The organism is Thermosediminibacter litoriperuensis, assembly GCF_008124715.1.
GTDB classification, from domain to species: domain Bacteria; phylum Bacillota; class Thermosediminibacteria; order Thermosediminibacterales; family Thermosediminibacteraceae; genus Thermosediminibacter; species Thermosediminibacter litoriperuensis.
Map to the genome: position 1 here is coordinate 71044 of NZ_VNHO01000008.1, position 21662 is coordinate 92705.

The following is a 21662-nucleotide window of genomic DNA, read 5'->3' on the forward strand; positions in this document are numbered from 1 at the left end:
CATTAACCGAAAGCGGGTGGCCGGTTTGTCCTTTTCTTCGGAGGTAAAGGAGGAGCTCTCGCGAATATCAGCCGAAAGATATTGCGAACTGGCGGAGTTGGCCGCGCTTTTGAGGATGAGCGGCAGCATTCACATAGCCGGCGGTAGGAACCCGATCAACATCAAGGTTCACACCGAAAGCGCTTCTACCGCCAGGAGATTTATACAGCTTCTAAAAAAATTCATCGAAGCCGAAGTAGAGATAATTGTCACCAAGGAAAAACTGAAAAAGCACAATCTGTACGTAGTGACCGCCAGTTCCCCGGATATGGGCGAATTTCTCGAGAAAATTGGCGTCCTGCTTGTCAGCAGGGACAGATTTCACATAAAGGATACTATCAAGTCTGCGCTGATTAGAAAGCGTTGTTGCAGAAAGGCGTACCTGCGGGGTGCTTTTTTGGGCAGCGGGTCGATCAGCGACCCTAAGGGACCCTATCATATGGAATTCGTCGCCGCAGGTAAAGAACAAGCTGAGTCTTTGGCGAGGCTTATCAACAGTTTCGGCCTGAACGCTAAAGTGGCAGTAAGAAAGGGCACCTTTGTGGTATATCTGAAGAACGGCGACGATATCAGGGATCTCTTGGGCCTCATGGGCGCCAACGAGAGTCTTTTAAAGTTTGAAGATATCCGGGTCTTAAAAGAGATGAGAAACAGTGTAAACCGGCTGGTAAACTGCGAAACCGCGAACTTGAACAAAACGGTTAATACCGCCATCCGCCAGATTGAAATGATAAATTTGCTGAAGGAGAGCGGAGTTTTCGAACATTTGTCCCCGGGGTTGAGGCAGTTGGCCGAATTAAGGCTGAAACACCCGGACTTGAGCCTCAAAGAACTGGGCCAAATGATGACACCTCCTTTAGGAAAATCCGGTGTGAATCACCGGTTAAAAAAGCTAGAGGCAATTGCAGAAAAAGTCAAATATAAAAAGGAGGAAGATTTTAATGTATGAAAAAACAGTCCTTGTAAAAAACAAAACCGGGCTTCACGCAAGACCGGCGGCTATGTTTGTACAGACTGCCAACAAGTTTAAATCCGAGATCTTCCTTGAAAAAGAGGGGAAGAGAGTTAATGCGAAGAGCATCATGGGCGTAATGTCGCTTGCAGTAAGCCAGGGCACCACTGTAACTATTTCAGCTCAGGGAGACGATGAAAAAGAAGCGGTAGAGGCGCTGGTGGAGCTGATAGAGAGTAAATTCGGCGAGGAATAAAGTCCAGGGCTGCCGCGACTGGAGCTTTTCAGACTCCGGCGGGGGGTTGTCATGACTAAACATGAGAAAATATTGAAATACATTAAGGATTTAAAAGTAGGGTCCAGGATATCGGTAAGGCAGCTGGCTCAGGACCTGCAGGTCAGTGAGGGTACGGCCTACAGGGCCATAAAGGATGCTCAGTTGAAGGGTCTTGTCTCCACAATACCCAGGATAGGCACCATACGAATCGAGCAGGCCGATAGCGAAGACATAGAGAAACTGACGTATGCGGAAGTTGTCAATATAGTCGAAGGCAGCGTGCTGGGAGGTATCACAGGCCTTCACAGACCGCTTAAAAAATTTTTGATAGGAGCTATGGAAGTTCGGGACATGCAACAATACGTGGAGCAGGGGGACCTTCTAATTGTCGGAAATAGAAAGGAAGCCCAGATACTGGCGCTGAATATGGGTGCAGCCGTGCTGATTACCGGTGGATTCCAGGCCGACGACGATGTGGTGAGGTTGGCTGATGAAAAAGAAATGCCCCTCATCACATCGCCTTACGACACCTATACCGTGGCTACTATAATTAACAGGGCCATTTTTACCAGGTTACTCAGAAAAGATGTAATCCGAGTAAAAGATGTAATGGTTCAGAACCCTTACTATCTTGACGCAGAGTCAACGGTGGGCGACTGGAGAAAGCTCCTGAGGGCAACCCGGCACAGTAGGTTCCCGGTGGTGAACAGCGAACGAGAAGTAATCGGAATAGTTACCACCAAAGATGTCGCCGACCTGAGGGACGAGCTGCCGATAGTAGAGATCATGACAAAGGACCCTATTATGGTAGGCCCTGATACCCCAGTAGCCCACGCCGCTCACTTAATGGTGTGGGAAGGTATCGAGCTCATACCGGTCGTGGAGGACCGGAAGCTGGTAGGAGTTATAAGCCGTCAGGATGCAATCAGGGCATTCCGGAGCCTCATTTTCCAGCCTCAGATTGCTGAAACCGTCGATAACCTCATTATGGGTCATTTTTCCGTGTCAAAGACTGAAAGTGGTGTAAGGCTCCACGGAAAGACAGGGCCTATAATGCTGAACCCTTACGGAATAACCAGCTACGGCTCCCTCATAACCGCTATGGTTAATGCCGGTTTTGAAGCATTCAGAAGCAAAAAGCGCCCGGAAATCATTCCGGACAGCCTCACCGTATATTTTTCGAGGCCGGTGCAGTTGGAAGAAGAGATAGAAATCAACGTGGATATTATTGAGATAGGCAGGAAATCCGGCAAAGTGGAAATAAATCTTTTTCACGAGGACAACCTGGTGGCAAAGGCGATAATGTCTGTAAAAGTTTTGGGCAGGTAGGTGACCTCTATGGCCGATTTCGTCCACCTGCACGTTCACACAAATTACAGTCTGCTGGACGGAGCCTGCGATATTGCAAAACTCGCAAAAAAGGCAAGAGAACTCGGTATGAATGCCATGGCCATGACAGACCATGGCGTTATGTACGGAATAATAGATTTTTATAAAGCCATGAAGGCTGAAGGCGTAAAACCTGTAATAGGGTGCGAAGTCTACATGGCAAAAAGGTCCATGGCGGACCGGGAATCCGGTATAGACGACGACCAGTATCACCTGGTGTTGCTGGCGGAAAATAAAACCGGATATAAAAACCTGGTAAAACTGGTATCTCTGGGGTTTCTGGAAGGCTTTTACTATAAACCTAGAATAGACAAAGAGGTGCTCAAAAAGCACAGCGAAGGCCTCATAGCTCTGAGCGCGTGCCTTGCCGGAGAGATACCCTACCTTCTCGAGAAGGGAGAATACGAAAAGGCCAAAGAGGCGGCCTGTGAACTCAACGATATATTCGGTAAAGGTAATTTCTTCCTGGAGCTTCAGGATCATGGGATTCCGGAGCAGAAAAGGGTAAACGCAGGGCTTGTTCGATTAAGCAAAGAAACCGGCATTCCCCTGGTGGCCACCAACGACGTCCACTATATATTGAAATCGGACGAGCCGGTCCATGATGCTATGCTCTGTATTCAGACCGGAAAGACTGTAAAAGATGAAGACCGTTTGAAGTTTCATTCCGCCGAACTTTACCTGAAGCCCAAGGAAGAAATGTGGGGGCTTTTCGCACCCCTGCCCGAGGCCCTTGAAAATACCGTAATGATAGCAGAAAGGTGTAACGTAGAACTCGATTTCGGTAGGATCCATCTGCCCCATTTTGAAGTGCCCCAGGGCTTTACTCAGGACTCGTACCTGGAAAAACTCTGCTATGAAGGGCTCGTAGAGCGGTACGGCCGGATAACCCCTGCAGTTAAAGCACGGCTCGACCACGAGCTGGATGTAATAAAGAGGATGGGCTACTCCAGCTATTTTCTGATCGTATGGGATTTCGTCAATTTCGCCAGGAAAAACGGCATAATGGTCGGTCCGGGCCGGGGTTCCGCCGCAGGAAGTCTGGTAGCTTACTGCCTTCATATAACAAATGTGGACCCGCTGAAATACAATCTCCTTTTTGAACGGTTCCTCAACCCGGAAAGGGTGACGATGCCGGATATAGATGTGGATTTTTGTTACGAGAGGCGGCAGGAGGTCATCGATTATGTCGTTAGAAAATACGGTGAGGACCGGGTCGCCCAGATAGGCACCTTTGGCACAATGGCAGCCCGGGCGGCTATAAGAGATGTGGGCAGGGTTCTGGGTTACCCTTACAGTGAAGTCGACGCCGTTGCCAAAATGGTTCCTATGGAACCGGGTATGACAATAGAAAAGGCCCTGGTGCTCAACCCGGAATTAAAAAAGCTGTATGACGAAAACGAGAGGATTAAGAAGTTAATAGATACGGCCAAAGCTCTGGAAGGATTTCCCAGGCATGCTTCTACCCATGCGGCCGGGGTGGTAATATCCCGCGAACCGCTGGTCGAACTGGTGCCTTTGCACAGGGTAGGCGATTCCAATGTTTCCACCCAGTTTACCATGACTGCTCTGGAAGAACTCGGCCTTTTGAAGATGGACTTTCTGGGCCTTAGAACCCTTACGGTAATAAGGGATGCGCTGCGGTTGATAGAGCAGACGCGGGGTATTTCCGTGGACCTGGACAAACTTCCCCTCGATGACGAGAAGGTATACGAAATGCTGAGCAGAGGGGAGACCACCGGCGTCTTCCAGCTTGAAAGCAGCGGTATGAGGAACCTCCTCAGAGAATTGAGGCCGGAGCGCTTTGAAGACATAATCGCGGTTATAGGTCTTTACAGACCTGGTCCCCTGGGAAGCGGCGCCGCAGACGAGTTTATAAAAAACAAGAACAACCAAGGAAGCATTAAATACCTGCATCCCCGGCTTGAGCCGATCTTGGGAGAAACTTACGGCATCATACTTTACCAGGAGCAGGTAATGAAGATAGCCCAGGACCTGGCCGGATTCAGTCTTGCCCAGGCCGACATCCTGAGAAAGGCTATGGGTAAAAAACAGCAAGGTGTGATGGAGGCTCAACGGACCGCCTTTATCCGTGGATGCGTAGAAAACGGCATCGACGGGGAAACCGCCGCAAAGATCTTCGAGGAAATATCTTATTTCGCCGGCTACGGGTTCAACAAGTCCCACGCTGCGGCATATGCTATGATAGCATACCAGACGGCTTACCTGAAAGCTCATTTTCCGGTAGAATTCATGGCGGCTCTTCTTACAAGCGTTAGGCACAACACCGACAAGGTAGCCCAGTATATCGCCGAATGCAGGCACATGGGCATTGAGGTGCTACCTCCGGATATCAACGAGAGTTATGAGGTCTTCACCGCTGTCAGCGGTAAAATCAGGTTCGGGCTGACGGCGGTAAAAAATGTAGGCGAAAGTATGGCTAAAGCTATAATAAGATGCAGGGAAGAAAAGGGTAGATTCGTCTCCTTCAGCGATTTTTGCGAAAAATTGGATCAGGCGGAAATCAACAAAAAAGCTGTCGAAAGCCTGATAAAAAGTGGTGCCTTTAATTCACTGGGCGCCAGGCGTTCCCAGCTCTTGAAGGTATATGAGGACGTGCTGAACCGGGTGCAGAAAAAGCAAAGACAGCAGGGCAAAAACCAGCTCTCTTTATTTGAGATAATCCAGGTGGATGATGTTGCTGAGGACGAACTGCCGGACATTCCCGAATACCCGGAAAACGAGCTGCTGGCTATGGAAAAGGAGGTTTTGGGGCTTTACCTTAGCGGTCATCCCTTGATGGAGTACAAAGACCTCCTGGAAAAAACGACAACTTTGAGCAGTAAGAATTTAACCGAGGAAGAAATTGAAATCGAAGACAACTCGGCCGTGGTAGTGGGAGGCGTCATATCAGAAGTCAAGCTGAAGTCCACAAAAGATAACAAACTTATGGCCTTCATAACGCTGGAGGACCTGACGGGTGTTCTGGAAGTTATCGTCTTTCCGAGCGTTTATGAGAAGTACTCCGGCAAGCTGCACCAGGATGAAAAGGTCCTAATTAAGGGAAGGATAAATTTAAAAGAAGAGGAAGCGCCGAAAATAATAGCAGATGAGATCAAGCCCCTTGAGAAGAGAAAGGAGGGCGTTCTCGTCATTATGGTGGATGGGTGGCAAGAGGACACCGGCAAGCTTCTGGAGCAGCTCAAAGAATTTTTCCTTTTGCATCCGGGGAGCATTCCTGTTACAATTTATATTGTAAAGAATCCAAAAGCCCTCCTGGTCGACAAAAACTATTATATAAACCTTTCGGAGCAAGTTTTGGAGAAAATATGCAGCATGGTTGGAGCTGAAAATTGCCTGTATTTGGAAACAGCAGTGGGGGCGTTTTCATAAAAAAAAATTAAATTACAAAACCTAAAAGGAGGCCCCGGAAGTGTGGACTGTAGTTTACATGGCTACTGATAGAGAAAATGCGGAGAAAGTGGTAAATGCCCTGCAGAGCGAAGGGGTTCTTGTTAAAATGAAGGAAGTCATGAAGAGCAAAAAGCGGGGATGCTATATAGAAATCCTCGTACCGGAATCCGAAGCGGAAGAAGCTCAAAAGATAATTCTGGAGAAGAATCTGTAAAAGGGGAGAAGGATGTGAAGAGGATTGGAATTCTCACCAGCGGTGGCGATGCGCCCGGAATGAATGCTGCAATAAGGGCGGTGGTCAGAAGTGCCATATACAACGGCATGGAGGTTTACGGTATCAAAAGAGGCTACGCCGGACTGATCAACGGCGATTTTGTGAAAATGGACCTGGGCTCGGTGGGCGATATAATCCACCGCGGGGGTACTATTTTGAGGACCGCCCGCTCTGAGGAATTTAAAACTCCCGAGGGCATGGAAAAGGCGTTAAAAAACATCGAGGCCCTCGGCCTGGAAGGACTTGTCGTTATAGGTGGAGACGGCTCCTTCAGGGGGGCTATCGAACTATCTAAGAGAGGCGTGGCCACAATAGGTATCCCGGGCACCATCGACAACGACATTCCTTTTACCGATTATTCGATAGGTTTTGACACCGCTGTCAATACCGTGGTAGAAGCAGTGAACAAGATAAGGGATACGGCTACTTCCCACGAAAGGACTTTCATAATCGAGGTAATGGGCAGGGAATCCGGCAATATTGCCCTGTACTCGGGTGTCGCTTGTGGTGCCGAAACCATTCTGGTTCCCGAAATACCATTTACGATAAACGATGTATGCAACAAAATAATGAGCGGCTACCGGAGGGGGAAGCTGCATAGCGTTATAATCCTGGCCGAAGGAGCAGGCCACGGGTTTGACGTGGGCCGGGAGATAAAGAATATAACCGGCTTCGAGACAAGGGTAATAGTTCTGGGACACCTCCAGAGGGGAGGTACGCCCACAGCCTTTGACCGCATACTGGCCAGCCAGATGGGCGGTAAAGCCGTGGAACTTCTGAAAAGCGGTATGAGCAACAAAATGGTGGGATGGGTTAAAGGAGAGCTGCTGGTGACGGATCTGGAACAAATCCTTACAGCTCATAAGGTCTTTAATATAGAACTCTTTGAACTGGCGAATATCCTCTCTATATGAAGATGGTAGGTGTTGAATATGCGAAAGACTAAGATAGTGTGCACCATTGGACCTGCCAGCGAAAAAAAAGAGATCGTGCGAGAATTGATTAAATCCGGAATGAATGTAGCGAGGCTTAACTTTTCTCACGGCAGTCATGAGGAACACAGGGCTAGAATTCTGACGATTCGTGAAGTTGAAAAGGAGCTGGGTGCCACCGTTGCGATTATGCTCGACACAAAGGGCCCTGAAATTAGAATGGGGACCTTTGCCGGAGGGAAGGCCCACCTTAAAAAAGGCCAGGAACTTACCCTTACTACATATCAGGTTGAAGGCGATGAAAACAGGGCTTTCGTGAATTTCGAAGACCTGCCCCGGGTGGTAGGTGAGGGTGACAGGATTTTGCTGGCCGACGGACTCATAGAACTTAAAGTAAAAGAGGTAAAAGCAAAGGAAATCCTGTGCACCGTTATGAACGACGGAGACCTGAGCGACAAAAAAGGGGTCAACATCCCCGGGAAATCGATTCCCCTTCCGGCGGTAACCCAGAAGGACGTGGAAGATATCCTGTTCGGCATCGAAATGGGAGTGGACCTCATAGCCGCTTCCTTTATAAGGAAGGCCTCCGACGTCATAGCGATAAGAAAAATCCTTGAAGATAACGGGGGGCAGGATATACATATTATAGCCAAGATCGAGAATCAAGAAGGAGTACAAAATCTGGATGAGATAATTAAAATCGCCGATGGAATAATGGTGGCCCGGGGAGACCTGGGAGTGGAGATACCCGTTGAAGAGGTCCCCATCGTCCAGAAGAGGATTATCGAAAAGTGCAACCGGGCCGGTAAGCCGGTGATTACAGCCACCCAGATGCTGGAGTCCATGATAAGAAACCCCAGGCCGACCCGGGCGGAGACCACCGACGTGGCCAACGCGATCCTGGACGGCACCGATGCCATAATGCTGTCCGGAGAAACCGCTTCGGGCGATTTTCCGGTGGAGGCCGTCAGGATGATGGCTAGAATTGCCGAGAAGGTCGAAGAAACCGTTTCCCTTGATATAACGGCAAGCAAAAGGCAGGCCAGTATAGGGACGGTCACCGATGCCATAAGCCATGCCACGTATACTATATCCAAGGATCTGGAAGCCAGCGCCATAATAACCTCTACCAAATCGGGATATACAGCCCGCATGGTGGCCAAATTTAGACCGTCTGCTCCTATAATAGCCGTTACGCCCCGGGAAAAGGTAACCAGGACCCTGCAGGTGGTTTGGGGCGTTTTTCCCATAAAAATTAATGAGACCGATTCCACCGACGAGATGTTCAAGGAAGCCGTTAACGGTGCGCTGAGTTCGGGAATAATAAAAAAGGGAGATCTGGTGGTCATCACCGCCGGAGTTCCCCTGTACGTCAGCGGCACGACCAACCTCATACGCGTCCAAGTGGTGGGTGACGTGGTCCTTAAGGGAACAGGAATCGGTACAAAATCGGTTCATGGAGTCGCATATGTAGCCAAAACCCTGAGGGAGGCAATGGCCATGCCCGCGGGTTATATACTGGTGGTGAACTCCACGGATAGGGATTACATGCCCGTGATCCAGAAAGCCTCAGCAATAATTGCCGAAGAAGCCGGACTCACATCCCATGCCGCCATCGTCGGCCTTGAACTGGGGATCCCGGTTATCGTAGGAGCAGAAGGGGCTACCGAAAGGCTGGTGACGAGCGAGGAAATCACGGTGGACTGTCAGAGGGGCTTGGTTTACAGGGGTATAGTTGACGTAAAGTAACAAAAAATTTATGTAAGCCCCCTTGACAACAGCAAAAAGTCGGTGTTAAAATACATATTAAACCTTAATAGTTTGCTGGTTTAGAGCACAATTAGGAAGTGTACCTCAGGGTTCCGGCCATAAGGCGTCAGCGACCGAGCGGTACAATCCGGGGGAACCCGGAACACCGTGAGCATAAAAGGCTCCAGCGGCAAGTTCCTAAGAGAACAAACCGCTGTTTTTTTTATAATTGAAAAGCGTGAAATGTGATGAAGGAGACGGGATTAATGACCGCGGTCAAAGAGAGCCGGGGAGGGTGAAAGCCGGTACCGGGTCATCGATTCCCCATCGCTCCGGAACAGCCCGGGCGAAATCTGATTAGTCCGGAGCCGCATTAAAGCGTTAAATGAACGAGACCCGCCTTTAATGGACGGTTCGGGTGAATCAGGGTGGTACCGCGTGGAAAACTCCCCTCGTCCCTGGGATACGGCAGTATCTCGGGGCTGAGGGGATTAATTTTTTATAAAAAAATCACAGGGGGTCTTAAAGATGAGCATCCAGGTTTACATCAATGGAAGTTATTTTCCGAAGGAGGAAGCAAAAATTTCGGTATTCGATCACGGCTTCCTCTATGGCGATGGTGTTTTTGAGGGCATACGGGCTTACGACGGTAGAGTATTTCGCTTAAGACAGCATATCGACAGACTTTACAGCGGAGCCAGAGCAATAATGCTTAATATACCGCTTTCCAAAGATGAAATGGTAGAGGTGGTGCTGGAGACTCTGAGGCGGAATGGTTTAAGGGACGCGTATATCAGGCTGGTTGTCTCAAGGGGGGAGGGGGATCTGGGGCTGGACCCTAGAAAATGCCATAAGCCCACTATCGTGTGCATAACGGATAAGATTGTGCTGTACCCCCAGAAAATGTACGAGGAAGGGCTTGAAATAATAACCGCGGCCACACGCAGAAATACGCCTGAAGGTGTTAATCCCCAGGTGAAGACCCTGAATTATTTAAATAATATAATGGCAAAGATCGAGGCGAATCTGGCGGGAGTTATGGAAGCCCTTATGCTTAACACCGATGACTACGTGGCCGAATGTACAGGAGACAATATCTTTATAGTAAAAGACGGTGTCCTGGTTACTCCGCCGACTTACTCCGGAATACTCATAGGTATTACAAGAAATGCTATAATCGAGCTGGCGCAAAAGCTCGGCATAAAGGTGGAGGAAAAGCTGTTCACCCGTTATGAAGTATATGCGGCTGACGAATGCTTTCTGACCGGTACGGCCGCCGAAGCGATCCCCGTAGTGAAGGTCGACGGCAGGGTTGTCGGCGACGGCAAGCCCGGACCGATAACACGGCGGCTCTTGGAAGCCTTTAAAGAATTGATAAAGACCGACGGCGAAAAAATATACCCTGAGGACTAATTGGTCGACCCGGCTTTGAAAAGCCGGGTTTTTTAATGTATGTTTAAAGAATTACCTTAAATTTTCATTGACGTATACCCTGTCGTAAAAGATAATAAGTACTGAGAAAAATAGTTACTTTTACATGTAAAAGGAGAAGCGCTGATGGAATTTATAATCAACGGGGATCCCCATAAATATACGAATTTTGTGAAAACCCATCCGAAAGGCCACGTGCTCCAGACTCTGGAATGGGCCGCGGTAAAAGAGGACAACTGGCGACCCATTTACGTTACGGTGGAGGATGGAGGGGCTGTAAAGGCTTCTATGCTTTTGCTTTTAAGACAACTTCCTTTTATCCGAAAAAATATGATCTATTCTCCCCGAGGTCCTGTCTGCGATATGCACGATTTTGACACCCTGAAATTTTTGATGGATAACGTCCGGAAACTGGCCCGCGAGCATGATGCCATAATGTTAAAAATAGATCCCGACATAAGTATAAATGACAAAATTTTGGCGGATAATTTAAAGAAGCTGGGATTTGTACAGAATATGGAAGCTCTGAATTTCGAAGGTATACAGCCGCGCTTCGTGTTCCGCCTGGATATTACGCCGTCTCTGGACGAGCTCCTGGCGAGTTTCCATCCGAAGACTAGGTACAATATACGGCTGGCCCAGAGAAAGGGCGTAAAAGTGAGAATGGGAAAGCGCGAAGACCTGCAGGAATTCCACAGGATCATGGAAATTACAGGGTTAAGGGACGGGTTTGTAGTAAGGAGCCTCGAGTATTTCCAAAAGATGTACGACAGCCTGCAACCCCAGGGATACCTGGAACTGGCCCTGGCCGAATACGAGGGTAAAACGATAGCTGGAATAATATGCCTTTTTTGCGGCAGCAAGTGCTGGTACCTCTACGGGGCCAGCAGCAACGAACACAGAAATGTTATGCCCAACTACCTGCTTCAGTGGGAGATGATCAAAAGGGCGAAGGATAGAGGCTGTACCCTGTACGACTTCCGGGGTGTGTCGGGGGATCTGAACCCCGACAACCCCCTGTACGGCCTGTACAGGTTTAAAAAGGGATTTAACGGAGAGTTAACAGAATTTATAGGAGAATTTGACATGGTCTTGAATCCTTTCTGGTACACCGTATGGCAGAAAGGCATGCCTGTTTTTAGAAATATTCGTCGTAAAATTACACTGAAGCTGAAAAAAACTAAATTCAATGATACGCGCGGTAACACGCAGAATTGAACTGGGGGCGCATTGATGGAATCATATAAAAAATACATGGAAGTGGATTTGCGCGCATTAAGACGAAATTATGAAACAATACGCCGGGAAGCCGGCGTTCCGGTTATGGCGGTTGTTAAGGGGGATGCCTACGGTCACGGCGCAAAGGAGGTGGCTCTGACTCTTCAGGAAGCCGGGGTGAAATGGTTCGGCGTTGAATTTCTGGAGGAGGCAGTGGAGCTGCGGGAAGCAGGTATTGAGGGCAGGGTGCTGTGCTTCACCGGCCCGGTAACGCGGGAAGATTGCGAAATCTTTATTGAAAAAGACGTAACTCCTACTATTTACAACCTGGACAGAGCTGACCTACTGAATAAAACGGCCGCGCGAAGGGGTGTTTCATGCAGGGTACACCTGAAGTTCGATACGGGCATGGGGCGATTCGGTTTCCTTTACGAAGACCTGGACCGCGTCATAGATGGGCTAAGGAGTTTTTCCCACCTCATTTACGAGGGAGCTTACACCCATTTCGCCGAAGCTTTTGCTAAAAGGCCTGACTATACCCTTTATCAGCTGTCGGTCTTTCAAAGGATACTGGGAAGGCTTGAGCAGTCCGGCATAAACGTGGCTATCAGGCATGCGGCCAATTCCGTCGCTGCCATGGATTTCCCCGAGGCCCGGCTGGATATGGTGAGGGTAGGCAGCGCCCTGTACGGGGCAACCATGTTTAAAAACCCGTCGGTCAGGCTTGAAAGGGTGGCCCGCCTCAAGGTCAGGATAATCGACGTGAAGAGTCTGCCCCGGGGTTCCTATATCGGCTACGGCCGCAGTTACAGGACAACCGGGGATATGGTAATAGGGATTCTCCCGGTGGGTTATTTTGAGGGCCTAAAAGTTCAGCGGCGCAATAACACGTTTACAGTAGTAGGACTTCTCAGGAATATCTATCACGAGATTAGAGACTTTTTAAATCCAGTACCGCTGGTGTTCATGGACGGTAGACCCCTCCGGATTCTGGGAAGGATAGGACTGCAGCTTACCGCCGTCGATCTCACAGGGACGGGAGCCGGTGTAGGGGATGAGGTTACAGTCGCCATTGATCCCGTTTACTTCAAATACGGGAACAGGCTGTACACGGAGAGCCGGGATGTACAGGAAGGGCTTCCGGCGGAGCTCGAAAAAGGGATAATAGAATCCGGCGGAGCAAAATAACGTGGGTAAACCACGTTTTTTTGTCATATTTTTTGCTTTTGCTGTGTCTATATATATGGAAGCCCGAGCTCGGGACGGGGGTGTTGTTTCTGGACTATGTAGAGGTATTTACCAATTATTACAGTAAGGTATATAAACAGCTGCTATACATCTTAAACGACCCTTTTCTTGCAGAAGATCTTGCGCAAGAGGTATTTTTGAAATTTTACCGGAATCCCCCCGAAAAAGAGGAATGTATAGGAGCGTGGCTTTTTCAGGTGGCAAAAAATGTAGCTTATAATCATATAAGAGATGAAAACAACCGGATACATAGGGAGATAAAAGCATATCTTTTGAGGGGAAAAGAAGTAATTTCTCCACCACAAGCGCAGGAAGAGCAGATCTACGTCCGGCAGGTGCTGAAGAGGATGGATGAAAGAGACAGGACCATATTGATCCTGAAACTTTCCGGTTACAGCTATGAGGAAATAGCAGGAGTTCTGGGAGTAAAAAAGACTTCGGTGGGTACCCTCATAGCTAGGGCTCAAAGGAGATTTAAAGAACTGTATGAAAAGGGGGTGTAACCTGTGTGTTATGATGAGGGAATATTGCAGGCATTTATAGACGGTGAATTAGGTCGGGAAAAAGAAAATGAGATAAGAGTCCACCTGGAAACCTGTACGACCTGTGCACAACTGGTGGGAGAATTGAAGGATCTAAACGATTTCGCCCGAAGTAAACTCGCCGTAGACTTTAACCCCGGCGAGGAACACATCAAAAAGCGCTTCGAATATGTAATGATGAGGAAGGGAGTGTCGGATTTGGTGAGAAAGTACGGCAAGGCCGTCGCCGGTTTTGCGGCGGCGTTGTTGGTTTCGTCGACGCTATGGTTTGCTCCCGTCAGGGATGCGGCGGCGGATTTTCTGAGCATATTCAGGGTATCGAAGATTCAAGCTGTTAAAATCACCTTGGAAGACCTGGAGCATATTAAGCAACAGTTAAATGGAAGAGGGATAAGAGATATAGATTTAAAACAGTACGGTAAAGTTAAAGCCACGGGTGGTGGATTCGAAAAAGTCAAACCTGAGGACATAGGTTTACTTCCTGAGAAAGTTGGCTTTAATTTCAGGCCGCTGAAGGCTCCCGGCGGCTTTGAATTAACCTTCGCCGGCCTGGAGAAACCCATGCGCATAGAAATTACTCCAAACGTGGTCAACATGAACAGGCTGATATCGGCGCTGGGAGGCACCAAACTGTTACCTGAGGAGCTGGATGGAAAAACCTTAGTCGTAAACACCAAAGGCGCTGTGCGGCAGAACTTTATCCAGAATAGTGATAAACGCGAGGATGCTAGATCCTTTTCATTAACCCAGATGGGAGCCCCCGATATACAGGTTCCGGAGGGTGTAGACCTGGAGGCCGTCAGGCAGGCGGTGCTGGCGCTTCCTTTCCTGCCTGATAACCTGAGGGAGCAGCTTTACGGTATCGAGGACTGGAAGACCACCGTGCCGCTGCCCATACCTACCGAAGAAGTAGACGCGGAAGAGATAACCATTAACGGCAAACCCGGTCTTTCGATGAAAAAATCGTGGGGGGACAACGCCATTATATGGATCGATGGTGAGACAATATTCAACATAGAGGGTAACCTGTCACCGCAGGAACTCCTTCAAATAGCAAATTTTCTGAGGTGAAGCCATGGCTATAGAAACCTTAGGGCTGACAAAACAGTACGGCGGAAAGGGCGGGTGCGTCAATATAAACCTCAAAGTCGAGCGAGGGGAAATCTTTGGATTCCTGGGGCCGAACGGTGCCGGTAAAAGTACACTGGTAAAAACTCTGGTGGGGCTTTTGCGCCCCACCTCCGGCACCGCCAGCATCCTCGGGAGACCCCTGGGGGATACAGAGGTGAAAGGTAGAATCGGCTACCTGCCCGAAAATTTCAGGTACCACGATTGGATGACGGGGCTTGAAGTTATGAGGTTTCACGCCGAACTTTATAAAATGTCAAGGCCAGAAAGGAGAATAACAGAGCTGCTGGAACTGGTTGGGCTCGCCGGACACGAGAAAAAAAGGGTGGCCGGTTACAGCAAGGGAATGCAGCAGAGGTTGGGACTTGCGGTAGCCCTTCTGCCGGACCCGGAACTCGTATTTCTCGACGAGCCCACTTCGGCCCTCGATCCTGTCGGGAGGATAGAGGTGCGCGAGATAATCAGGGAACTGAAGAACCGGGGTAAAACTGTTTTTTTGAACAGTCACCTCTTGAGCGAAGTGGAAATGGTGTGCGACAGAGTGGCAGTAATCAACAAGGGCAGGATAATTATCCAGGGAAGTCTCAAAGATATGCTCTACTCGGGTTCGCGGGTGCTGATAAGAACGGAAACTCCTGCAGCAGGACTCATTGAAGCTCTGTCGGCTGCTGCCGAAGAGATCGAACAGAAAGGTGAGTTTATATCGCTGAAGGTGAAGTACAGGGAGGATATACCGGCAATCGCCAGAATAATCGTAGAATCGGGGACACCCTTGTACGAACTGAAGGTTGTCGGGGGATCCCTGGAGGAACTCTTTGTGAATTTGCTGCGGGGAGGGAAGACCGGTGATAACGGTAATGAAGTATTCGTTTAAAGAGATGTTTAATAAAAAGGCGCTGCTGCTAGTAATAGTTCTTACCCTGGTCTTCCTGACCCTTTACGGGTACGGGCTTAAGGAGGCGTATAAAGATTTGCCCCGGTCTCCTGTTATTGCAGTATCGCTGTCTTCACAACTCATTTCCATAGGCCTCTACTTCGCCGGACTCATAATCGCTTTCCTGGTAGTTTTATCGTCGGTAGGGGCTCTTTCCGCCGATATCGAAAGCGGTGTAATGCAGGCGGTGCTGGTAAAACCGGTAAAGCGATGGGAAATAGTTGTGGGGAAATTCCTAGGGATAGGGGCTATGATCTCCCTATACGGTATTGTCCTTTTCTTCGCTATAATCTTTTTAAATAAATTCTATGGAGCCAGGATGATTTTTTCGCCTTCAAATCTTTTTTACAGCGCGCTTTTGTTCATTTTAAGTCCCATTATCCTGCTTTCGCTCTCTTTATGGGGAAGTTCCCGGATGTCGACACTCAATACGGGCATTATGGTGGTTATGCTTTACGGGTTTGCGCTAATCGGGGGTTGGATGGAGCAGATAGGGTATTTGCTCTCCCGCAACGGGGGGAGCGCCCAGGGGCTTATAAATGCGGGTATAATATCGAGCCTGATACTGCCCACCGATGTGCTGTACCGGAAGATGAACTCGCTCTTATTTACAACGGACGGGTTAAAATTCCTGTTCAATAATATTTTGAGTGGAGGGTATGAGCCCAGCATCGCAATGATGATCTACTCAGCGGCCTACCCGATTTTCATGCTCTGGATGGCAGTGAAGAGTTTTTCTTCCAGGGATATATAGAAAGCATAATAATATGAACCTTCAAAGGATGCCTTATCCGGGCATCCTTTTTTGCTTGTTCCGGTCAAAATTCATTTTTTACGTCATAAAAATAGTTTTAAGAAGGGGGTGTGGGTGGATGAAAAGGCGATATTACCTGCTGACAGCCCTGCTGGTGATCACCGCCTGGGTCATGATATCCCGGTTAAACGGCGTTGTAATAGAACAGCTCAACGACACCGGGTTGGTCAGGATAACCGTAAATTTCTACGTGCCCGTAATACAGAAGGATGTCGAAAACAAAATTCACCTTGAATCCGAAAGGCCGGGGATGAAGTTCTTAAAGACCGTCCGCTGGATAGACGATAAAACTCTGGAGATATATGCTCTGGAAAAGGGACTTCCCCGGGGGTTTAAGACAAGGCTTTATATCGAGCCGCTGAAGACCGCGATACCCGGCGTTTACAAGAGCGTGAAAGTTTATTACAGGGTAAATATACGCCCATTTTTAACAGAGATTTCTTCGCCGGTTCCCAGCAGAGGTCCCGTTGTTTTGAGCTTCAGCACCCCGGTCAGCGGCGAGGAACTTTCAAAATATCTCAAAGCCGATTTTGATTTTACTTTGAGACCCTATTACATACCGCTGGCAATAGGAAAGCTGTTCAGGGACACCAGCTGGTGGCAGGTTATCCCACGGGAGCCGCTGGAACCCGGCAGGAGGTACGGAATAAGATTTGAAGGGGGCGGGAGCGCAATGACCGGCTTTAACCGGTGGTTCGACGTAGCTGAAATTCCTAAAGTGGTATCCACCGCGCCCCGCGACGGCGAGAACAATGTGATGCCGTATACAGTTCTTACTGTGAACTTTGACCAGGAAATGCAGGAGGTTAGCATAAAAGTGAACCATATGACCGGTGATGTAAGGGTGAACGGCAAAACCGCCGAGTTTAAGCCCCATTCGGTTTTCCTGCCGGGAAAAAGTTACGAAGTCACGGTACAGGGCAGGTCGGTGTACGGTGAAAAGATGAAACCCTATAATTTCAAATTTGTCACAGCGGATATGGGAGATAGATTATGGGTTGAGGTGAACCTGAGGAGCCTTCAGAAGGTGGTGGTTTACAGGGGCGGCAAAATAGTAAAGACGATGCTGGCTTCGGGGGGCAGACCTGGACCCGAGACGGAGACACCGCTGGGGTACTTTACCATAAAGGACAGGGGAGCCCGGTTCTGGTCTGAGAGGTTCGGCCAGGGGGCATTTTACTGGGTCAGGATAAAAGACAATTATCTTTTTCATTCGATGCCCAGGGACAGGGACTGGAACATCATCGGGGAAGAATACGAAAAGCTGGGTATACCTGCCAGCCACGGTTGCATAAGGTTAAAGGACGAAGACGCCAAGTGGTTTTACGAAAACATCCCGGAAGGCACCCTTGTGATAATCCACGACTGATTTAAAAGGAGGTAGGCCGGTGAACTGGGTTTTTTCTTTTTTCATACTGGGAGGCATATTTGTGGGGGCTTTTAATGGAAAGCTGGATTCGATAACTCCCGCTGCAATGGATGCGGCAAACAGCGCCGTTCAAAGGGCAATAAGTCTCATGGGTATTATCAGCCTCTGGCTTGGGGTAGCCCGGGTTGCCGAGGCGTCCGGCCTGATAGACCGGATGAGCCGGGTTATAGCCCCACTTTTCGCCTGGCTGTTTCCATCAATACCCAAAGGGCATCCGGCTTTGGGCTGTATTTTGATGAATCTTAGCGCCAACATACTGGGATTCGGCAATGCGGCTACCCCTTTCGGTCTCAAAGCAATGAAAGAACTGCAAAAACTCAACCCCCGCCCCGACACCGCTACTGAAGCCATGTGCACCTTTCTTGCAATTAACACCTCCAGCGTAACCCTGGTACCCGCCACAATAGTTGCCCTGAGGGCTTCGGCAGGTTCCAGGAATCCGTCGGAAGTAGTAGGAGCGATCCTTTTCGCCACTATGTGTTCCACTCTTGCCGCAATTACCGGAGATTACGTCATGAGAATTATAAACCGGAAAAGAAGCTCTTGGAGGTGAAAGGCGTGACGGTTGAAATGCCGGGGTTTTCATGGATAATTCCCTTTATTATTTCTGCGGTTTTTCTTCACGGGCTCATCAAGAAGGTAAGGGTATTTGAAGTCTTTGTGGAAGGAGCCCGGGAAGGTTTTTTAATCGCCATTAAGCTCATTCCTTACCTGGTGGGCATATACGTAGCCGTCGGCATATTTCGGGAGTCAGGAGCCGTAGATCTGATGGTGAAAGTGCTTCACCCGATCGTCGATTTCTTCGAAGTTCCGGCTGACGCCCTTTTTCTGTCGATAGCGCGAAGCCTCTCGGGACCGGCGGCACTGGGAATGATGCTGGAGATCTTCGATGCCCATGGCCCGGATTCCTTTATGGGGAGGCTGGCATCGACGCTGGTCGGTTCCACCGACACCACCTTTTACATAATAGCCGTGTACTTCGGTTCCGTGGGGGTGCGAAAGACTAGATATGCGATTCCCGTGGGGCTGTTTGCCGATTTTACCAGCCTTGTGGCATCGGTGTACATAGTCAAAAAGATGTTCGGATGATATTCAATATGGAATACAGCTTTATGTATTATTAAGACATAAACCCCCAAACTCGGGAATAAATTTTAAAATGTATAAGTTACCTGGTGGAGGGTGAAAAATGCTGGATTCTTTGGGCACAGATCTTCGCAGAGGTTTATCCAGCCGGGAAATACCTCTAAAGAAAAAACTGTTCGGAGAAAATCAATTGGAAGAATTCAGGACAACGCCGCCACTTGCCATCTTCTTAAACCAGTTTAAGGACACCATCACCTTGGTGCTGCTAGGTGCCACTTTGATATCCGTTTATCTGGGGGAAATAGCCGATGCCGTCGCGATTACGGCGATAGTAATATTAAACGGCATAATGGGTTTCGTCCAGGAGTACAGGACCGAAAAATCCCTCAAGGCCCTCAGGGAAATGACGGCGCCTGCCGCCAGGGTTCTAAGGGATGGAGAAGTCAAGGTTATACCGGCCAGAGACGTGGTACCCGGAGACGTAGTGTTGCTGGAGAGCGGGGATGTAGTACCGGCCGACGGAGAACTTTTCGAAGCGGAAAATCTCAAAATAGACGAGTCGGTGCTGACCGGGGAATCGGTGCCGGTGGAGAAGTCAGCGGAAAGTCGGGATCAGGAAGGTCTGAAAATTCACAGGGCGAACCTGGCGTTTATGGGAACTATGGTAGTAAGCGGCCGGGGCAAAATGCTGGTGACTCAAATAGGTATGAGTACCGAAATGGGTAAAATCGCCGGAATGATAGGAGGGATAGAAGAGGAACAAACGCCCCTTCAAAAGCGCCTGGATCACCTGGGCAAACAGCTTGTAGTAATATGCCTTGCCATATGCGTTATAGTCGCCCTGCTCGGGGTTATAAGAGGGGAAAACCTGTACGACATGTTCCTGTTCGGAGTGAGTCTTGCCGTAGCCGCGATTCCCGAGGGGCTCCCGGCTGTGGTGACAATGGTTCTCACGCTGGGCGTGCAGAGAATGGTTAAAAAGAATGTTCTAATCAGGAAGCTTACGGCCGTAGAGACTCTCGGATGCGCTACGGTCATCTGTAGCGACAAAACGGGTACCCTTACCGAAAACAGGATGACCGTAAGAAAAATATACGTTGACGACGGGGTGCTGACGGTCACGGGGAGCGGCTACAGGCTCGAAGGTGATTTTGTGACACAGGAGGGCAGGTTGCTCCGGGACCTGCCGCCCGGACTAAAAAAACTGCTCGAAATATCGGTTTCATGCAACAACGCGGAACTGAACGAACCCAAAGCGGGTCTTTTAGGAAAGTTTTTAAAATCCAGGGAAGTAATCCCTTCCGGTGACCCCACGGAAGTCGCACTGTTGGTTGCCGCAGCCAAGGCAGATATACGCAAAAGCGACGTGGAGAGGTCCTATAAGAGGTTCAGAGAAATCCCCTTTGATTCCGAACGAAGGTGCATGTCGGTGCTCGTCAAATCAGGGAGGGGGGAATTGTTCCTTTTTACGAAAGGGGCCGTTGATGTGGTGCTCGGCCTATGCGATAGAATTGAGGTCAACGGAAAGCTCAGAGAGATTACCGATGCCGACAAAAAGAAAATCACGGAAATCAACGAGGATATGGGCAGGGAAGCCCTCAGGGTTCTCGCCGTAGCTTACAAAAAGGTGAATCTGTCGCAGGCTGCAGATGCCAACCTTGAGCGAGACCTGATATTTGTAGGTTTAACGGGAATGATCGACCCTCCAAGACCTGAAGTGGTGGGTGCTGTCGAAAAGTGTTTTGCGGCGGGTATCAGACCCGTAATGATCACCGGCGACCACCGGGCTACGGCCTGGGCGGTGGCGCGGGAGCTCAACATAATGGGCAAAGGGGGTAGAATCCTCACCGGGCAGGAGCTGGATGATATGTCCGAAACCGAGTTTTTAAACTGCGTTGACGACGTTTCCGTATACGCTCGGGTGACCCCGAGGCATAAGCTCAGGATAGTGCGCGCTCTTAAGAAAAAAGGCCACGTGGTGGCCATGACCGGCGATGGAGTAAACGATGCGCCCGCGGTGAAAGAAGCCGATATAGGCATATCGATGGGCAGGAGCGGTACCGATGTAACCAAGGAAGCCTCGGCCATGATACTGATGGACGACAATTTCGCCAGCATCGTCGCTGCTGTGGAAGAGGGCCGCATAATTTACGACAACATCCGTAAATTCATACGTTATCTGCTCTCGTGCAATACCGGAGAAGTTCTGACAATGGTTTGGGCGTCGCTTTTGAGACTTCCTCTACCCCTGCTGCCCATACAGGTTCTCTGGATGAACCTCATAACCGACGGCCTGCCGGCTATAGCCCTGGGAGCCGACCCCCCGGAAAGGGATGTCATGAGCCGCAGGCCACGGCAAAAAAACGAAAGCATTTTTTCAAGGGGTATGGGGCGCAGGATATTTTACAGGGGTTTTTTGATAAGCCTGGCTACAATAACCGCGTACTTGATATCCAGGTATTACGGGCGTGGAGATCTATCATTTTCCAGAACCGTTGCCTTCTGCACCCTGATAATGTCCCAGCTGATTTTTGCCTTCGAGTGCAGGTCGGAGAGTGCCGCTGTATGGGAACAGAACCCCTTTTCCAACCTGTACCTGACCCTGGCGGTAGTATGTTCGGCGGCGATGCTTTTCGGGGTTGTATACATACCGGGGCTGCAGGTTATATTCCACACCGTGCCCCTCACTAAGGAAGTGTGGCTTTTGATCCTGGCCTTATCTGGCTTAGGCGCAATCTTATAGCCGGCCAAAATACGTATTTTTTTAAAATGGGAAGGAATTTTGAAAGTTTTGTGGAAATTATAT

The 21662-nt window shown here is 49.3% G+C and carries 18 protein-coding genes; all 18 read left to right on the top strand.

Annotated elements, in window-relative coordinates:
- Positions 1-16: 16 nt before the first annotated feature.
- The 18 genes from whiA to LZ11_RS04915 all read left to right on the top strand — a co-directional run bounded on the left by whiA (position 17) and on the right by LZ11_RS04915 (position 21599).
- Entirely contained in the window at positions 17-988 is a 972-nt protein-coding gene (gene whiA, locus LZ11_RS04830) for a DNA-binding protein WhiA (protein ID WP_246110712.1), read from the top strand.
- The gene (locus tag LZ11_RS04835; protein WP_148866774.1) at positions 981-1247 is read left to right on the top strand and encodes an HPr family phosphocarrier protein; all 267 of its coding nucleotides are present in this window, start codon (positions 981-983) and stop codon (positions 1245-1247) included. Before whiA ends, LZ11_RS04835 begins: the two co-directional genes overlap by 8 nt.
- Positions 1248-1298: 51 nt before the next feature.
- On the top strand, positions 1299-2597 hold the full coding sequence (locus LZ11_RS04840) for a DRTGG domain-containing protein (protein ID WP_148866775.1): 1299 nt from the start codon (positions 1299-1301) through the stop codon (positions 2595-2597).
- Between the two features lie 9 nt (positions 2598-2606).
- A complete protein-coding gene (locus tag LZ11_RS04845) occupies positions 2607-6050 on the top strand; it encodes a DNA polymerase III subunit alpha (RefSeq protein WP_148866776.1) in 3444 nt (1147 codons plus the stop codon).
- Positions 6051-6090: 40 nt separating this feature from the next.
- Positions 6091-6285: a putative signal transducing protein gene (locus LZ11_RS04850; RefSeq protein WP_148866777.1), complete on the top strand. Its 195-nt coding sequence runs from the start codon at positions 6091-6093 to the stop codon at positions 6283-6285.
- 14 nt (positions 6286-6299) lie between these two features.
- Entirely contained in the window at positions 6300-7259 is a 960-nt protein-coding gene (gene pfkA, locus LZ11_RS04855) for a 6-phosphofructokinase (RefSeq protein WP_148866778.1), read from the top strand.
- An 18-nt stretch (positions 7260-7277) separates the two neighbouring features.
- The gene (gene pyk / locus LZ11_RS04860; protein ID WP_148866779.1) at positions 7278-9026 is read left to right on the top strand and encodes a pyruvate kinase; all 1749 of its coding nucleotides are present in this window, start codon (positions 7278-7280) and stop codon (positions 9024-9026) included.
- A 528-nt stretch (positions 9027-9554) separates the two neighbouring features.
- Complete coding sequence (gene ilvE, locus LZ11_RS04865; protein WP_148866780.1) at positions 9555-10439, top strand: branched-chain-amino-acid transaminase; 885 nt, start codon at positions 9555-9557, stop codon at positions 10437-10439.
- 144 nt (positions 10440-10583) lie between these two features.
- Positions 10584-11675, top strand: a complete 1092-nt coding sequence (locus tag LZ11_RS04870; RefSeq protein ID WP_148866781.1) for a lipid II:glycine glycyltransferase FemX — start codon at positions 10584-10586, stop codon at positions 11673-11675.
- A gap of 15 nt (positions 11676-11690) precedes the next feature.
- A complete protein-coding gene (gene alr / locus LZ11_RS04875) occupies positions 11691-12863 on the top strand; it encodes an alanine racemase (RefSeq protein ID WP_148866782.1) in 1173 nt (390 codons plus the stop codon).
- Positions 12864-12946: 83 nt separating this feature from the next.
- Entirely contained in the window at positions 12947-13426 is a 480-nt protein-coding gene (locus LZ11_RS04880) for an RNA polymerase sigma factor SigX (protein ID WP_222927189.1), read from the top strand.
- Between the two features lie 3 nt (positions 13427-13429).
- Positions 13430-14536 carry a DUF4367 domain-containing protein gene (locus tag LZ11_RS04885; protein ID WP_148866784.1) on the top strand — a complete coding sequence of 369 codons (1107 nt, stop codon included), beginning with the start codon at positions 13430-13432 and terminating at the stop codon, positions 14534-14536.
- A 4-nt stretch (positions 14537-14540) separates the two neighbouring features.
- Positions 14541-15467 (top strand): ABC transporter ATP-binding protein, encoded by a 927-nt coding sequence (locus LZ11_RS04890; RefSeq protein ID WP_148866785.1) that lies wholly within the window; start codon positions 14541-14543, stop codon positions 15465-15467.
- Entirely contained in the window at positions 15439-16281 is an 843-nt protein-coding gene (locus LZ11_RS04895) for an ABC transporter permease subunit (protein WP_148866786.1), read from the top strand. The genes LZ11_RS04890 and LZ11_RS04895 overlap by 29 nt, the downstream gene beginning before the upstream one ends.
- Positions 16282-16399: 118 nt before the next feature.
- Positions 16400-17710 (top strand): L,D-transpeptidase family protein, encoded by a 1311-nt coding sequence (locus tag LZ11_RS04900; protein WP_170240293.1) that lies wholly within the window; start codon positions 16400-16402, stop codon positions 17708-17710.
- 19 nt (positions 17711-17729) lie between these two features.
- The gene (locus tag LZ11_RS04905; RefSeq protein WP_148866788.1) at positions 17730-18323 is read left to right on the top strand and encodes a nucleoside recognition domain-containing protein; all 594 of its coding nucleotides are present in this window, start codon (positions 17730-17732) and stop codon (positions 18321-18323) included.
- Between the two features lie 5 nt (positions 18324-18328).
- Entirely contained in the window at positions 18329-18859 is a 531-nt protein-coding gene (locus LZ11_RS04910; RefSeq protein WP_148866789.1) for a spore maturation protein, read from the top strand.
- 100 nt (positions 18860-18959) lie between these two features.
- Entirely contained in the window at positions 18960-21599 is a 2640-nt protein-coding gene (locus tag LZ11_RS04915; RefSeq protein WP_148866790.1) for a cation-translocating P-type ATPase, read from the top strand.
- Positions 21600-21662 lie beyond the last annotated feature (63 nt).

What these genes read in the sequence shown, in the direction of transcription:
- LZ11_RS04890 (WP_148866785.1), top strand. Translation starts at nt 14,541, where the DNA reads ATGGCTATAGAAACCTTAGGGCTGACAAAACAGTACGGCGGAAAGGGC.
- LZ11_RS04835 (WP_148866774.1), top strand. Translation starts at nt 981, where the DNA reads ATGTATGAAAAAACAGTCCTTGTAAAAAACAAAACCGGGCTTCACGCA.
- LZ11_RS04900 (WP_170240293.1), top strand. Translation starts at nt 16,400, where the DNA reads ATGAAAAGGCGATATTACCTGCTGACAGCCCTGCTGGTGATCACCGCC.
- alr (WP_148866782.1), top strand. Translation starts at nt 11,691, where the DNA reads ATGGAATCATATAAAAAATACATGGAAGTGGATTTGCGCGCATTAAGA.
- LZ11_RS04840 (WP_148866775.1), top strand. Translation starts at nt 1,299, where the DNA reads ATGACTAAACATGAGAAAATATTGAAATACATTAAGGATTTAAAAGTA.
- LZ11_RS04845 (WP_148866776.1), top strand. Translation starts at nt 2,607, where the DNA reads ATGGCCGATTTCGTCCACCTGCACGTTCACACAAATTACAGTCTGCTG.
- LZ11_RS04915 (WP_148866790.1), top strand. Translation starts at nt 18,960, where the DNA reads ATGCTGGATTCTTTGGGCACAGATCTTCGCAGAGGTTTATCCAGCCGG.
- LZ11_RS04870 (WP_148866781.1), top strand. Translation starts at nt 10,584, where the DNA reads ATGGAATTTATAATCAACGGGGATCCCCATAAATATACGAATTTTGTG.
- pyk (WP_148866779.1), top strand. Translation starts at nt 7,278, where the DNA reads ATGCGAAAGACTAAGATAGTGTGCACCATTGGACCTGCCAGCGAAAAA.
- ilvE (WP_148866780.1), top strand. Translation starts at nt 9,555, where the DNA reads ATGAGCATCCAGGTTTACATCAATGGAAGTTATTTTCCGAAGGAGGAA.